Genomic DNA, 13961 nt, shown 5'->3' on the forward strand with positions numbered 1-13961 from the left:
AACCGGTTGGGTGGAGCGGCCGGCCCCTGTGTCGAGGTTTCCGTGAGAGGACGAAGCCAATCGTCGGCGGCCTCCTCGGGCGGCATGGCCCTCAGCCGCGCATCGCGTCGAAGCGTGCGCGCAATGTCTTCCAGTTCGAAGACGTCGACCGAGTGCCAGCGCTGCCGCAGTCGATGCGCGCAGGCGGCAATCCAGAGGGTGGCTGGGATGTTTTCCATGCGAGGATTTTACTGTATATTTGTACAGTCATTTCATCAAGGATGTCGCAATGTCTACGACCGAAGATATGGCTCCCGCTCCCAATCACGCATTGACCGAGGCCTTGGCCTGGATCTCGAAGTTCGCGCACGCTTGGAAGGCCATCGAACCCGCCCCCAGGACTCTCAGCATCGACGGCTTCATCATCTGGGGACCGGTGCTCTACGATAAGCACAAGGGCGAGGACCCGGTGATGCTCGCACAGCAACTTTTCGGTAAGTCCGGTGCGTATTGCACGTACCTCTATCCCGGACGCACGTCCGCTACGGGCTCGAACCTCGCGTCTTAGAATGCCCCGATGAATTGGCGCACCCTCCTCCTTCCGCTTGCCTTGGTCACCACCGTCATCACCGGTTGCACGGCCCCGAACGAGATCGTGCCGTTCCGCGAAGGCGTGCTGCGTGCGCCGAGCTACACGCTGGCAGCGGACTACTGCAGTGCGAAGAGCCTGACGCCCAAGTGGATCGGCAGGGCACCGGCGGAATCCGGCGTGCTGTTTCAGTGCTACTGAACTTCAGAGGCTGAAGCAAGAAAAAACGGCAGTCGTTGGTGACAACGACTGCCGTTCTGTTGAGTGGTGGAGCTGGGGGGATTTGAACCCCCGTCCGCAAGCCTTCATCGCGCAGTTCTACATGTTTAGTGATCTGATTTGAGTCTCGCTTCCGGAGTCGCGCAGTCACACGCTAAACCGGACGCCAGCACCCTATTTTCTCGCCCCGACCCAAGGTACCCGGATCGGAGCCAGCCCATGTAATTATCTTTGCAGCCGGGAGGATTCAGATTGCTCTGTCACCCCCTTGCCCAGCCCATCGGCCTGCTGTTGCAAAGCTCACTGGCAATTAAGCAGCGAGTGCGAAACGTTCGTCGTTTGCAGTTAGTTTGTTTGAATCTGTTTTACGAGCGCATTCAGCTCGACATGCCCCGCTGCGACTCCGAACCCACGTCGAAACCAGTGCAGCCCCAAGTACTCTATTTTAGGCGCTATCGAGCAAATGCAAGAGCTCCATGGGCAAAGAGATTGAGGCGTCGGCCTCCCAGAGCGTGGCATCGGCCCGTGAACCCATGTAGCCATAGGTGGCGGCCACGGTCCGCATGCCGGCCGCACGGCCCGCGATGATGTCGCGCTCGTCGTCGCCCACGTAGATGCATGCTTCGGAGGGAACACCCAAGCGGCGCGCCGCTTCGTGCAGCGGTTCGGGATGCGGCTTGGCATACGGCGTGGTGTCACCGCTCACGATGGCGCCGGCGCGGGCGAAGAGCGGCATTGCCCGAGTCAACGGGTCCGTGAATCGCATCGACTTGTTGGTGACCACACCCCACAAGAGGCCGCGCGCCTGGATGGCGTCGATCAGCGCCTGGATGCCATCGAACACCTGCGTGTTGAGCAGCATGCGACGCTCATAGGCCACAAAGAATTCTTCTCGCAACTCGGGGAATTCGGGGGCATCGGGCGTGATGCCGAATGCCACGCCGAGCATGCCGCGCGCACCTGAACCTGCATGCGGGCGATAGCGTTCGAGAGGATAGGACTCGAGGCCACGATCCGTTCGCATCTTGTCGGCGGCAGCACCCAGGTCAGGCGCGCTATCGATCAGCGTGCCATCGAGGTCGAACAGCACGGCTTGCGTGAGTGCCCTCTTCATCGCTGCGAGCCCGGCAGCGGAGGCCTCTGCGTAGCAAACATGTAGTTGACGCTGGTATCGGCACTGAGCCAGTACCGGCGGGTCAGCGGGTTGTGCTCCATGCCGCGGGTGTGCCGCAGATCAAGGCCCGCCGCGCGACAGTAGGACGCAAGCTCGCTGGGGCGAATCAGCTTCGCATATTCATGGGTGCCGCGCGGCAGCATGCCAAGGATGTATTCCGCGCCAACGATCGCCAGCGCGAAGGACTTCAAATTGCGGTTGATGGTCGAGAAGAAGACCCACCCACCGGGCTTGACCAGCGTGGCACAGGCCTGAATCACCGAGGCGGGCTTCGGCACGTGCTCCAGCATTTCCATGCAGGTGACGACATCGAAGCTGCCGGGCTGCTCGGCGGCGAGTGCTTCGGCGCTGATCTCACGGTACTTGACGCCGCGCGTGCCGGCTTCGAGCGCATGCAGTTGGGCGACCTTGAGCGCCTTGCCCGCCAGATCGATGCCCAGCACGTCGGCGCCCTTTCGGGCCATCGAATCGGCCAGGATTCCGCCACCGCAACCGATATCGACAACACGGCGCTGCGAAATTGGCGCAATACCGTCAATCCATTCCAGGCGCAACGGATTGATTTCATGCAGCGGGCGGAATTCGCTCTCCAAATCCCACCATCGATGCGCAAGTTCTGAAAACTTGGCGAGTTCTGCCGGATCGGCATTCACGTTTTCTGTCATATGGCAATTATGAAGCGGGCAATGGATGACCCGTACCAAGCGATCTTGTCGAATACTTGCCAACGAATTCGACAGGCATAAAAAAACCCCGCCGAGGCGGGGTTTTCATCATCGATGGAATCGATTGGTTAGTTGGCGCGGGTGCCGACCACTTCGATTTCCACGCGACGGTTCTTGGCGCGGCCTTCCTTGGTGCGGTTGTCAGCCACTGGCTGCTTCTCGCCCTTGCCTTCGGTGTAGACGCGGTTGCGTTCGATGCCCTTCGAGACCAAGAAGGCCTTGACGGCTTCGGCGCGACGCACCGACAGACGCTGGTTGTAGGCGTCCGTACCGATGGAGTCGGTATGGCCCACAGCGATGATCACTTCGAGGTTGACGCCACGGATCTTCTCGACCAGGTCGGTCAGCTTGGCGCGACCTTCAGGCTTCAGAACCGACTTGTCGAAGTCGAAGAACGCGTCGGCAGCGAAGGTCACCTTCGAAGCAGCGACGGCCGGCGGTGCGCCAGGAGCAACGGGAGCTGCGCCAGGTGCTGCAGGTGCAGCAACTGCGGGAACCAGAGCGCCGTCGCAACCGGCGGCGGCGGTAGCCGGCGTCCAGTTGGCATCACGCCAGCACAGTTCGTTCGTGCCGTTCTTCCAGACCAGCTCGCCGGTGCCGTTTTGCCAGTTGTCGATCGTAGGACCGCCGTTCGCAGCGGTGACACGGGTCTGCGCGCCGGCGGCAGTGGCGAGCGCAGCGACTGCAAACATCATCGCCACTTTATTCAGTTTCTTCATGGTTCTCCTCTTGGGGAAAAAGCCGCAGCCGCGCTGCGAATCAAGGACGCTTTAAGTGACCACCACCCAAAACGTTGAGACGATTGTGCCATAGGGTCTTTGGCAAACAGGCCGCCGGACGCCCCCGAAGCGTAGGACGGAGGCGGAATAGCCGGCTTGTGTTGCGGCGGAGCGACACCCCTCACAGCGTAAAATTTCGCCTTCCTGCCGCCAGCCTCTCGCTCAATGACATCCTTCGCCAAAGAAACCCTGCCCATCAGTCTCGAAGAGGAAATGCGCAGCAGCTATCTCGATTACGCGATGAGCGTGATCGTGGGCCGGGCGCTCCCCGATGCACGCGACGGCCTCAAGCCCGTGCACCGGCGCGTGCTCTTCGCCATGCATGAGCTCAACAACGACTGGAACAGGCCGTACAAGAAGTCGGCCCGTATCGTCGGTGACGTGATCGGTAAATACCATCCGCACGGCGATCAATCGGTCTACGACACCATCGTGCGATTGGCGCAGGACTTCTCCATGCGCCACATGCTGGTCGATGGCCAGGGCAACTTCGGGTCGGTCGATGGAGACAACGCGGCCGCAATGCGTTATACGGAAATCCGGCTGGCCAAAATTGCGCATGAAATGCTGGCCGATATCGACAAGGAAACCGTCGACTTTCAGGACAATTACGACGGCTCCGAAAAAGAACCAAAGGTTTTGCCGAGCCAGTTGCCCAATTTGCTGGTCAATGGCTCTGGCGGTATTGCGGTCGGCATGGCCACCAATATCCCGCCGCATAACCTGAATGAAGTGGTGGACGCCTGCCTCCACCTGCTGCGCAATCCGCAAGCGACCATCGACGAGCTGATGGAAATCGTGCCGGCGCCCGACTTCCCCACCGCCGGCATCATCTACGGCATCAACGGCGTGAAGGACGGCTACCGCACCGGTCGCGGCAAGGTCGTGATGCGCGCCAAGTGCCACTTCGAGGACATCGACCGCGGCCAGCGCCAGGCGATCATCGTCGACGAGCTCCCCTACCAGGTCAACAAGAAGACGCTGCAGGAGCGCATGGCCGAGCTGGTGCACGAGAAGAAGATCGAAGGCATCAGCCACATCCAGGACGAGTCCGACAAGTCGGGCATGCGCCTGGTGATCGAGCTCAAGCGCGGCGAAGTGCCCGAAGTCGTGCTCAACAACCTCTACAAGCAGACGCAGCTGCAGGACACCTTCGGCATCAACATGGTGGCGCTGGTCAACGGCCAGCCCAAGCTGTGCAACCTGAAGGACCTGATCGAGGTCTTCCTGCAGCACCGCCGCGAAGTGGTCACGCGCCGCACCGTCTTCACACTGCGCAAGGCGCGTGAACGCGGCCACGTGCTCGAAGGCCTGGCGGTGGCGCTGGCCAACATCGACGAGTTCATTCGCATCATCCGCGAATCGCCCACACCGCCTGTCGCCAAGGCCGAGCTGATGACTCGCAGCTGGGACAGCAAGCTGGTGCGCGAAATGCTCACGCGTTCGCGCGCCGATGGTGGCGTGATCAACGCCGACGACTACCGCCCCGAAGGTCTCGAGCGCGAATTCGGCATGGGCTCCGACGGCCTCTACCGCCTCTCGGAAACGCAAGCGCAAGAAATCCTGCAGATGCGTCTGCAACGCCTGACCGGCCTCGAGCAAGACAAGATCGTCGCCGAGTACAAGGACGTGATGGCAGAGATCGACGACCTGCTCGACATCCTTGCCAAGCCCGAGCGCGTGTCGGTCATCATCGGCGACGAGCTGGGCACCATCAAGCAGGAGTTCGGCCAGAGCAAGCTCGGCGCACGCCGCAGCCTGGTCGAGCACAGCGCGTTCGACCTCTCGACCGAAGACCTGATCACCCCGACCGACATGGTGGTCACGCTCTCGCACAGCGGCTATATCAAGAGCCAGCCGCTGGGCGAATACCGTGCGCAGAAGCGCGGCGGCCGTGGCAAGCAGGCCACCGCCACGAAGGAAGACGACTGGATCGACCAGCTCTTCATTGCCAACACGCACGACTACATCCTGTGCTTCTCCAACCGCGGCCGGCTCTACTGGCTCAAGGTGTGGGAAGTGCCGGCGGGTTCGCGCGGCTCGCGCGGCCGGCCGATCGTCAACATGTTCCCGCTGCAAGAGGGCGAGAAGATCAACGTCGCGCTCGCCCTGACCGGCGAGAAGCGCAACTTCCCGGCTGACCAGTACGTGTTCATGTCGACCTCGATGGGCACGGTCAAGAAGACCGCGCTTGATGAGTTCAACAACCCGCGCAAGGGCGGCATCATTGCCGTGAACCTGGACGACGGCGACTATCTGATCGGCGCCGCCCTCACCGACGGCAAGCATGACGTGATGCTCTTCAGCGACGGCGGCAAGGCCGTGCGCTTCGCCGAAGACGACGTCCGCCCGCTGGGCCGCAATGCGCGCGGCGTGCGTGGCATGTCGCTCGACCCGGGCCAGGGCGTGATCGCCATGCTGGTGGCCGAGGACGAGCAGCAGAGCGTGCTCACCGCCACGGAAAATGGTTACGGAAAGCGAACAAGCATTACGGAATACACGCGTCACGGCCGCGGAACCAAAGGCATGATTGCGATTCAACAGAGTGAGCGCAACGGCAAGGTCGTTGCCGCCACCCTCGTGCATGCGGACGATGAGATCATGCTCATCACCGACAAGGGCGTGCTTGTGCGCACCCGGGTTGCCGAAATTCGTGAACTGGGTCGCGCGACGCAAGGCGTCACGCTGATCGGGCTTGACGAAGGCGCCAAACTCAGCGGGCTACAACGTATCGTCGAGAACGACGCGAACGGCGAAAGCGAGCCGGACGCGGACGATACTTCCTCATCTTCAACGGAGAATCCTCAGTGAAAAAAATCAAACTCGCACTTCTGACGGTAGCTTTGGCCAGCAGCTCGATGGCCGCCATGGCCCAGGACAAGGCCACGCTGATCAAGCAGTTCATCGACATCCAGCGCCCCGGCATCGAGTCGCTGGCGCGCGGCCTGGTCGAGCAGTCGAGTGCCCCGATCGCGCAAGCCGGTTCGCAGTACCTGCAGACGCAAGTGCCTGAGGCCAAGCGCGAATCGGCTGCCAAGGCTGCCGACGCCGAGCTGAAGAAGTACTTCGACGACGCCTACCCCCTCGTGCGCGACAAGGCCGTGCAACTGGCACCGGGCGCCCTGACCCCGCTGCTCGAGCAGAACTTCAGCGAAGACGAGCTCAAGCAACTGCTGGCCTGGATCAACTCCCCGCTCAGCAAGAAGTACCAGGACCTGAATCCGAAGATGCAGACCGCATTGACGGAAAAGCTGGTGGCCGAAACCCGCGCCTCGATCGAACCCAAGATGCGCGCGCTCGACACCAACGTTGCCAAGGCACTCGGCGCTCCGACCGATGCCCCGGCCCAGGGTTCCGCACCCGCCAAGGCACCAGCCAAGGCCTCCACCAAGAAGTAAATCAACGTGACTCAGCAGCAGACGCCGGCCGGCAAGCGCCCCTACAACTTCTCGGCCGGTCCGGCTGTCATGCCGGAGGCGGTGCTGCAGCGCGCCGCCGCCGAAATGCTCGACTGGCAGAGCAGCGGCATGAGCGTGATGGAAATGAGCCATCGCGGCAAGGAGTTCGGCGCCATCTGCACGCAGGCCGAAGCCGACATCCGCACGCTGCTGGCTATTCCCTCCCACTTCCACATCCTGTTCATGCAGGGTGGCGGCCTTGGCGAAAACGCCATCGTGCCGATGAACCTGTCGCGCGGCAAAACCGCCGACTTCGTCATCACCGGCAGCTGGAGCATCAAGTCGCACAAGGAAGCGCAGCGCTATTGCACGGCGCGCGTGGCTGCAAGCAACGCCGACGACCAGCACACGAAGCTGCCCGATCCCTCGACCTGGCAGCTCGCCAAGGACACCTCGTACGTGCATCTGTGCACCAACGAGACGATCAACGGCATCGAGTTCCAGCAGTTGCCCGACCTCGCCGCGCTCGGCAGCGATGCGCCGCTCGTCATCGATTTCTCGTCGCACGTGGCTTCGCGCAGCGTCGACTGGAGCCGTGTGGGCCTCGCCTTCGGCGGCGCGCAGAAGAACCTGGGCCCGGCGGGCCTCACGATCGTCGTCGTGCGCGACGACCTCTTGGGCCACGCCCTCGATATCTGCCCGAGCGCCTTCAACTACAAGACCGTGGCCGACAACAACTCCATGTACAACACCCCGCCGACCTGGGGCATCTACATGGCGGGACTCACGTTCCAGTGGCTGCTGCAGCAGACCGAAGGTTCGCTCACCGGCGTGGCCGCGATGGAGCAGCGCAACATCGAGAAGGCCAGGCTGCTGTACGACTTCATCGACGGTTCCGATTTCTACGCCAACCGCATCGATGCAAGCTGCCGCTCGCGCATGAACGTACCGTTCTTCCTGGCCGACGAAAGCCGGAACGAAGCCTTTCTGGCCGGCGCACGCGAAGCCGGGCTGCTGCAGCTCAAGGGCCACAAGTCGGTTGGCGGCATGCGCGCCAGCATCTACAACGCCATGCCGCTGGCAGGGGTGCAGGCCCTCGTGGGCTACATGCGAGAATTCGCGCGATCGCATGCCTAGGCGCATGCCCTAGCTGCTCGCACCGATGACCGCCTCCGCACCCACTCCGCCCTCCTCCAACTACAACTCCGAAAGCCTTGCCGATCTGCGCGTGCAGATCGACTCGCTCGATCAACGACTGCTGAGCCTGCTCAACGAGCGGGCCCATGTGGCCGAACTGGTCGGCGAGGTCAAGAAGCGCGAAGGCACGCCGTTCTTTCGCCCCGACCGCGTTGCCGCCGTCATCGACAAGATGCAGAAAAGCAATGGCGGCCCGCTCAAGGACCTCCATGTGGCCGCCATCTGGCGCGAGATCATGTCGGCGTGCCTGGCGCTCGAATCGCCCCAGCGCGTGGCCGTGCTGGGGCCTGAAGGCACCTTCTGCGAACAGGCCGCCATCGAATACTTCGGCGGCGCCGCCGACCTGATCTACTGCGCCAGCTTCGACGAGGTGTTTCACGCCACCGCCGCGGGCAGCGCCCAGTACGGTGTGGTCGGCGTCGAGAACTCGACCGAAGGCGTGGTCACCCGTTCGCTCGACCTGTTCCTGCATTCGCCCACCCATGTGGTCGGCGAAGTCAGCCTGCTGGTGCGCCACCATCTGCTGCGCAGCGAGAACTCGCTGGAAGGCATCGAAGCCGTGCTGGCCCATCCCCAGGCGCTTGCGCAATGCCAGACCTGGCTGTCCAAGCACCTGCCCAATGCTGAGCGTCGTGCCGTCTCGAGCAATGCCGAAGGCGCACGCCTCGCGGCTTCCAATCCGGCCTGGGCCGGGCTTGCCGGCGAACGTGCCGCCACCCGTTTCGGCCTGCACATCGTGGCGCATGCCATCCAGGACGATTCGTACAACCGCACCCGCTTCTCGGTGATCTGCCTGCCGCAGACGCTGGCCATGCCGCCGGCATCAGGCAAGGACTGCACGAGCCTGATCGTCTCGGTGCCGAACCAGCCCGGTGCGGTGCACGACCTGCTGGTGCCGCTCAAGGCCAACAACGTGTCGATGACGCGCTTCGAGTCGCGCCCCGCGCGCACCGGCCAGTGGGAGTACTACTTCTACATCGACCTCGACGGCCATCCCTCGCAGCCCAACGTGGCTGCGGCGCTGGCCGAGCTGCGCGGCCTCTGCGCGTTCTACAAGGTGCTTGGCGCCTACCCCGTCAAAGCCTGAGCCGGACAGACACACAATGTTCGAGCAACTGGGATTGATCGGCTGCGGCCTCATGGGCGGCTCCTTTGCGCTCGCGCTCAAGCGCGCGAAGCTGGTGAAACGCGTGGTCGGCTACAGCAAGTCGCCCTCCACCACCGAACGCGCACGCCAGCTCGGCGTGATCGACGTGGCGGCGCCCTCCGCGCTCTTGGCGGTGTCGGGCGCCGACCTCGTGCTACTGGCCGTGCCGGTGGCCGCTTCGGAAGCCATGTTCAAGGCCATCCGCCACGGCATCTCGAATGAGACACTGGTGATGGACGTCGGCTCGACCAAGGGCGACGTGATCGAAGCCGCCCGCAACGGCTTGCAGAAGCAGTTCGCGAACTTCGTTCCGGCGCATCCGATCGCCGGCAAGGAAGTCTCCGGCATCGAACATGCCGAAGCTTCGCTCTTCACTGGCCGCCAGGTCGTGCTGACGCCAGTGAAAACCACGCTGCGCTCGAACGTGCAGCGCGCCTCGCAGGTCTGGAGCGGCATCGGCGCCAACGTCGTCACGATGACGCATGAAGCGCACGACGCCGCCTTCGCCGCCGTGAGCCATCTGCCGCACCTTCTGGCCTTCGCGTACATCAACGCGCTGACCGCACAGCCCGACGGCGACCGCTTCCTGGACCTCGCCGGGCCGGGCTTTCGCGACTTCTCGCGCATCGCCGCCAGCGACCCGGTCATGTGGCGCGATGTGCTGCTGGCCAATCGCGAGCAGGTGCTCCAACAGTCGCGGGCCGTCCGCCAGGCGCTCGATGATCTCGAAGCGCTGATGACCGCTGGCGACCTTCAGGGGCTGGAGCAATCCATCGCCTCCGCCAGCAAGGCGCGCGCGCGATGGAAGCCGAATTCGAGCTCCGACGCCTCGGCGCAGCAGGACAGCTGACCCTCATGTTCTCGACCGCCTTCCTCGACCTCCCGCCCCTCGTGGGCGCCGCCGGCACGGTCCGGCTGCCGGGCTCCAAGAGCATCTCGAACCGTGTGTTGCTGCTCGCCGCACTCGCGAGCGGCACCACCACGATCCACGACCTGCTCGACTCCGACGACACGCGCGTGATGCTCGACGCCCTGCGCGCGCTCGGCTGCGGCATCCAGCCTTCGGGGAGCACGCTGCAGATCACAGGCCTTGGCGGCCAGTTGAAGTCCAGCGGGGCGCTGCTGCCGCTGTTCCTCGGCAACGCCGGGACCGCGATGCGCCCGCTGACGGCCGCGCTCTCGCTGCTGGGCGGCGATTTCGAACTGAGCGGCGTGCCGCGCATGCACGAGCGGCCGATCGGCGACCTGGTCGATGCGCTCACCCAGCTCGGCTGCAACATCGACTACCTCGGCAACCCCGGTTACCCGCCGCTGCGCATCCACCCTGTCGACCACGAGGACCTGGCGCTCCATGCGCCGATCCGCGTGCGCGGGGACGTCTCCAGCCAGTTCCTGACGGCCCTGCTGCTGGCGCTGCCCCTCGCAGCCCGCAACGACATCGTGATCGAGGTGGTCGGTGAGCTGATCTCCAAGCCTTACATCGAGATCACGCTGAACCTGCTGGCGCGCTTCGGCATCACGGTGCGGCGCGACGGCTGGGAGCGGTTCACCATTCCCGCCGGCAGCAGCTACAGCTCGCCGGGCGACATCCACGTCGAGGCCGACGCCTCTTCTGCTAGTTATTTCATAGCACTGGGCGCTATCGCCACGGGTGTTTCCGGCAAGACCGGCATCCGAATCGAAGGCGTGGGCGCCGATTCGATCCAGGGCGACATCCGCTTCATCGATGCGGCCCGCCAGATGGGCGCGGAAGTCGACAGCGGTCCGAACTGGCTCGAAGTGCGGCGCGGCGCCTGGCCGCTCAAGGCCATCGACCTCGACGCGAACCACATTCCCGACGCGGCGATGACGCTCGCCGTCATGGCGCTCTACGCCGATGGCCCGAGCACGCTGCGCAACATCGCCAGCTGGCGCGTCAAGGAAACCGACCGCATCGACGCCATGGCCAACGAGCTCCGGAAGCTCGGCGCCACGGTCGAGGCCGGCCCCGATTTCATCCGCGTGCACCCGCTCGCGCAGGCCGGCTGGCAGGCGGCGAGCATCCGCACGTACGACGACCATCGCGTGGCGATGTGCTTCTCGCTCGCGGCGTTCAACCCGGCGAGCGTGCCGGTGCGCATCCTCGAGCCGCACTGCGTCGCCAAGACCTTCCCCGACTACTTCGAAACCCTGTTCTCGGTCGCCGAGGCCGCCGAGGTGCCGGTGATCTGCATCGATGGCCCGACCGCCTCGGGCAAGGGCACGCTCGCGGCCGAAGTGGCGCGCCTGCTCGGCTACCACTACCTGGATTCGGGCTCGCTCTACCGCGTGACTGGCTTGGCCATGCGCCGCGCCGGTCTCAGCGCCGATGCGCAGCACGAGGCGCAGATCGCCGCGCTGGCAGCCGCCCTCCCCCTCCAGTTCACCGAGGGCAAGGTGATGCTGGACGGTGAGGACGTGAGCGACGAGATCCGCACCGAAGCGGCCGGCATGGACGCCTCGCGCGTCTCGACGCTGCCCGCGGTCCGCGAGGCGCTCCTGGCGCTGCAACAGCGCTTTCGGCAGCTCCCCGGCCTGGTCGCCGACGGCCGCGACATGGGCACTGTGATCTTCCCGGACGCCTCGCTCAAGGTCTTCCTCACCGCCAGCGCTGCCCAGAGGGCTGAACGGCGTCATAAGCAGTTGATTTCAAAGGGTATTTCGACTACACTCGACAGTCTTCGCTCCGACTTGGAAGCACGTGACGCCCGGGACTCCTCCCGCAGCGTCGCGCCTCTGAAGCCGGCGCAGGATGCCCGCCACCTCGACAACTCCCAGCTGTCCATCGAAAAATCGATCGGCACGGTGTTGGAGTGGTGGCAGCAAGTACAGCCCTTCAAGTCCGCTTGAAAGGCTCGCGCCAACCGGAATGTTCCGGCTGGCGCCTACCGCTCCAGCAGGCTCTTTTCGCGCGACAGCGCACCGGCCTTCTGGTTGTTCAACCAACCCGGGCACCAGCCCGCAAAACCGCCGTCTCCAGATCCACAGCAGCCGCACGCAATTTCGCAAGAGCGCCTGCCAACCCTGCCTGACGGAAGGAACCATAAATGTCTGAATCTTTTGCCGACCTATTCGAAGAGTCCCTGAAGCGTTCCGAAATGCGCACCGGCGAGGTCATCACGGCCGAAGTCGTGCGCGTCGAACACAACCACGTCGTCGTCAACGCCGGTCTGAAGTCCGAAGCGTATGTGCCGATCGAGGAGTTCAAGAACGACAAGGGCGAACTCGAAGTCCAGGCCGGCGATTTCGTTTCCGTTGCGATCGGCAGCGTTGAAAACGGCTACGGCGACACCATCCTCTCGCGCGACACCGCCAAGCGCCTCGCTTCGTGGCTCGCCCTCGAGAAGGCCCTGGAATCGGGCGACTTCGTCACCGGCACCACCAGCGGCAAGGTCAAGGGCGGTCTGACCGTCCTGGTCAACGGCATCCGCGCATTCCTGCCGGGTTCGCTGATCGACACGCGTCCGATCAAGGACCTGACCCCGTACGAGAACAAGACCCTCGAATTCAAGGTCATCAAGCTCGACCGCAAGCGCAACAACGTCGTGCTGTCGCGCCGTGCCGTGGTCGAAGCCAGCATGGGCGAAGAACGCGCCAAGCTGATGGAAACCCTGAAGGAAGGCGCTGTTGTCCGCGGCGTGGTCAAGAACATCACCGAATACGGTGCGTTCGTGGACCTCGGCGGCATCGACGGCCTGCTGCACATCACCGACATGGCATGGCGCCGCGTCCGCCACCCGAGCGAAGTCGTTCAGGCCGGCCAGGAAATCACCGCCAAGATCCTCAAGTTCGACACCGAAAAGAACCGTGTCTCGCTGGGTCTGAAGCAAATGGGCGACGACCCCTGGATGGGCGTTTCGCGCCGCTACCCGCAATCGACCCGCCTGTTCGGCAAGGTCACGAACATTGCCGACTACGGCGCGTTCGTCGAACTCGAACCCGGCATCGAAGGCCTGGTGCACGTCTCCGAAATGGACTGGACCAACAAGAACATCGCTCCGAACAAGATCGTCTCGCTGGGCGACGAAGTCGAAGTCATGGTCCTGGAAATCGACGAAGACAAGCGCCGCATCAGCCTGGGCATGAAGCAGTGCAAGGCCAACCCGTGGCAAGAGTTCGCGCAAAACACCAAGCGTGGCGACCGCGTCAAGGGCCCGATCAAGTCGATCACCGACTTCGGCGTGTTCGTGGGTCTGGCTGCCGGCATCGACGGCCTGGTTCACCTCTCGGACCTCTCGTGGAACGAAGCCGGCGAAACCGCCGTTCGCAACTACAAGAAGGGCCAGGAAGTCGAAGCGATCGTGCTGGCAGTCGACGTCGACCGCGAGCGCATCTCGCTGGGCATCAAGCAGCTCGACAGCGACCCGTTCACCACGTTCACCACCGTGAACGACAAGGGCCAGATCGTGACCGGCAAGGTCAAGACGGTTGACGCCCGCGGCGCTGAAATCGACCTGGGCGAAGACATCCTCGGCTACCTGCGTGCTTCGGAAATCTCGCGCGACCGCGTCGAAGATGCCCGCAATGTGCTGAAGGAAGGCGACGAAGTCACCGCCATCGTCGTGAACGTGGATCGCAAGACCCGCAACATCCAGCTGTCCATCAAGCAGAAGGACATGGTCGACGAACAAGGCGCCATGGCCAACCTGAGCCAGCAGTCGGCACGCGAAAACGCGGGCACGACGAGTCTGGGCGCCCTGCTGCGCGCCAAGCTCGACAACAACGACAGCAAGTAA

Annotated in this window: 12 protein-coding genes and 1 other RNA gene; 9 read left to right on the forward strand and 4 right to left on the reverse strand. The window is 63.7% G+C overall.

The features are described 5' to 3' along the window. Positions 1 to 268 precede the first annotated feature (268 nt). Together QFZ83_RS19550 and QFZ83_RS19555 are read left to right on the forward strand one after the other, a co-directional pair. Complete coding sequence (locus tag QFZ83_RS19550; RefSeq protein ID WP_307509260.1) at positions 269 to 547, forward strand: hypothetical protein; 279 nt, start codon at positions 269 to 271, stop codon at positions 545 to 547. A gap of 9 nt (positions 548 to 556) precedes the next feature. Then, the gene (locus tag QFZ83_RS19555; protein WP_307509264.1) at positions 557 to 769 is read left to right on the forward strand and encodes a hypothetical protein; all 213 of its coding nucleotides are present in this window, start codon (positions 557 to 559) and stop codon (positions 767 to 769) included. Positions 770 to 833: 64 nt separating this feature from the next. On the opposite strand, the gene ssrA is transcribed toward QFZ83_RS19555, so the two are convergent. The 4 genes from ssrA to ompA form a co-directional block, all read right to left on the reverse strand. Continuing rightward, positions 834 to 1220: a transfer-messenger RNA gene (ssrA, locus tag QFZ83_RS19560) on the reverse strand. A gap of 12 nt (positions 1221 to 1232) precedes the next feature. Then, complete coding sequence (locus tag QFZ83_RS19565; protein WP_307509267.1) at positions 1233 to 1901, reverse strand: HAD-IA family hydrolase; 669 nt, start codon at positions 1899 to 1901, stop codon at positions 1233 to 1235. Further along, positions 1898 to 2626 (reverse strand): bifunctional 2-polyprenyl-6-hydroxyphenol methylase/3-demethylubiquinol 3-O-methyltransferase UbiG, encoded by a 729-nt coding sequence (gene ubiG / locus QFZ83_RS19570; RefSeq protein WP_307509269.1) that lies wholly within the window; start codon positions 2624 to 2626, stop codon positions 1898 to 1900. The genes QFZ83_RS19565 and ubiG overlap by 4 nt, the downstream gene beginning before the upstream one ends. A 128-nt stretch (positions 2627 to 2754) precedes the next feature. Further along, positions 2755 to 3405 carry an outer membrane protein OmpA gene (gene ompA / locus QFZ83_RS19575; protein WP_013540232.1) on the reverse strand — a complete coding sequence of 217 codons (651 nt, stop codon included), beginning with the start codon at positions 3403 to 3405 and terminating at the stop codon, positions 2755 to 2757. 225 nt (positions 3406 to 3630) lie between these two features. Between ompA and gyrA the strand changes: the two genes are divergently transcribed. From gyrA to rpsA, 7 genes are all read left to right on the forward strand, one after another. Further along, positions 3631 to 6276: a DNA gyrase subunit A gene (gyrA, locus tag QFZ83_RS19580; protein WP_013540231.1), complete on the forward strand. Its 2646-nt coding sequence runs from the start codon at positions 3631 to 3633 to the stop codon at positions 6274 to 6276. Then, complete coding sequence (locus QFZ83_RS19585; RefSeq protein WP_041942827.1) at positions 6273 to 6863, forward strand: DUF2059 domain-containing protein; 591 nt, start codon at positions 6273 to 6275, stop codon at positions 6861 to 6863. Before gyrA ends, QFZ83_RS19585 begins: the two co-directional genes overlap by 4 nt. Before the next feature lie 69 nt (positions 6864 to 6932). After that, a complete protein-coding gene (gene serC / locus QFZ83_RS19590; RefSeq protein ID WP_373424066.1) occupies positions 6933 to 8000 on the forward strand; it encodes a 3-phosphoserine/phosphohydroxythreonine transaminase in 1068 nt (355 codons plus the stop codon). 25 nt (positions 8001 to 8025) lie between these two features. After that, the gene (gene pheA / locus QFZ83_RS19595) at positions 8026 to 9147 is read left to right on the forward strand and encodes a prephenate dehydratase (protein WP_013540228.1); all 1122 of its coding nucleotides are present in this window, start codon (positions 8026 to 8028) and stop codon (positions 9145 to 9147) included. Positions 9148 to 9163: 16 nt separating this feature from the next. Continuing rightward, positions 9164 to 10057 carry a prephenate dehydrogenase/arogenate dehydrogenase family protein gene (locus QFZ83_RS19600; RefSeq protein WP_013540227.1) on the forward strand — a complete coding sequence of 298 codons (894 nt, stop codon included), beginning with the start codon at positions 9164 to 9166 and terminating at the stop codon, positions 10055 to 10057. Positions 10058 to 10062: 5 nt separating this feature from the next. Beyond that, positions 10063 to 12075 carry a bifunctional 3-phosphoshikimate 1-carboxyvinyltransferase/cytidylate kinase gene (locus QFZ83_RS19605; protein ID WP_307509277.1) on the forward strand — a complete coding sequence of 671 codons (2013 nt, stop codon included), beginning with the start codon at positions 10063 to 10065 and terminating at the stop codon, positions 12073 to 12075. Between the two features lie 197 nt (positions 12076 to 12272). Beyond that, complete coding sequence (gene rpsA, locus QFZ83_RS19610; protein WP_013540225.1) at positions 12273 to 13961, forward strand: 30S ribosomal protein S1; 1689 nt, start codon at positions 12273 to 12275, stop codon at positions 13959 to 13961.

Origin of the sequence: Variovorax sp. W1I1 (assembly GCF_030815625.1) — a bacterium.
Taxonomy (GTDB): Bacteria; Pseudomonadota; Gammaproteobacteria; order Burkholderiales; family Burkholderiaceae_C; genus Variovorax; species Variovorax paradoxus_C.

Coding starts and splice junctions, on each gene's coding strand:
- gyrA (WP_013540231.1), top strand. CDS start 3,631: ATGACATCCTTCGCCAAAGAAACCCTGCCCATCAGTCTCGAAGAGGAA.
- pheA (WP_013540228.1), top strand. CDS start 8,026: ATGACCGCCTCCGCACCCACTCCGCCCTCCTCCAACTACAACTCCGAA.
- QFZ83_RS19565 (WP_307509267.1), bottom strand. CDS start 1,901: ATGAAGAGGGCACTCACGCAAGCCGTGCTGTTCGACCTCGATGGCACG.
- serC (WP_373424066.1), top strand. CDS start 6,933: ATGCCGGAGGCGGTGCTGCAGCGCGCCGCCGCCGAAATGCTCGACTGG.
- QFZ83_RS19555 (WP_307509264.1), top strand. CDS start 557: ATGAATTGGCGCACCCTCCTCCTTCCGCTTGCCTTGGTCACCACCGTC.
- QFZ83_RS19605 (WP_307509277.1), top strand. CDS start 10,063: ATGTTCTCGACCGCCTTCCTCGACCTCCCGCCCCTCGTGGGCGCCGCC.
- ompA (WP_013540232.1), bottom strand. CDS start 3,405: ATGAAGAAACTGAATAAAGTGGCGATGATGTTTGCAGTCGCTGCGCTC.
- ubiG (WP_307509269.1), bottom strand. CDS start 2,626: ATGACAGAAAACGTGAATGCCGATCCGGCAGAACTCGCCAAGTTTTCA.
- QFZ83_RS19600 (WP_013540227.1), top strand. CDS start 9,164: ATGTTCGAGCAACTGGGATTGATCGGCTGCGGCCTCATGGGCGGCTCC.
- QFZ83_RS19550 (WP_307509260.1), top strand. CDS start 269: ATGTCTACGACCGAAGATATGGCTCCCGCTCCCAATCACGCATTGACC.
- rpsA (WP_013540225.1), top strand. CDS start 12,273: ATGTCTGAATCTTTTGCCGACCTATTCGAAGAGTCCCTGAAGCGTTCC.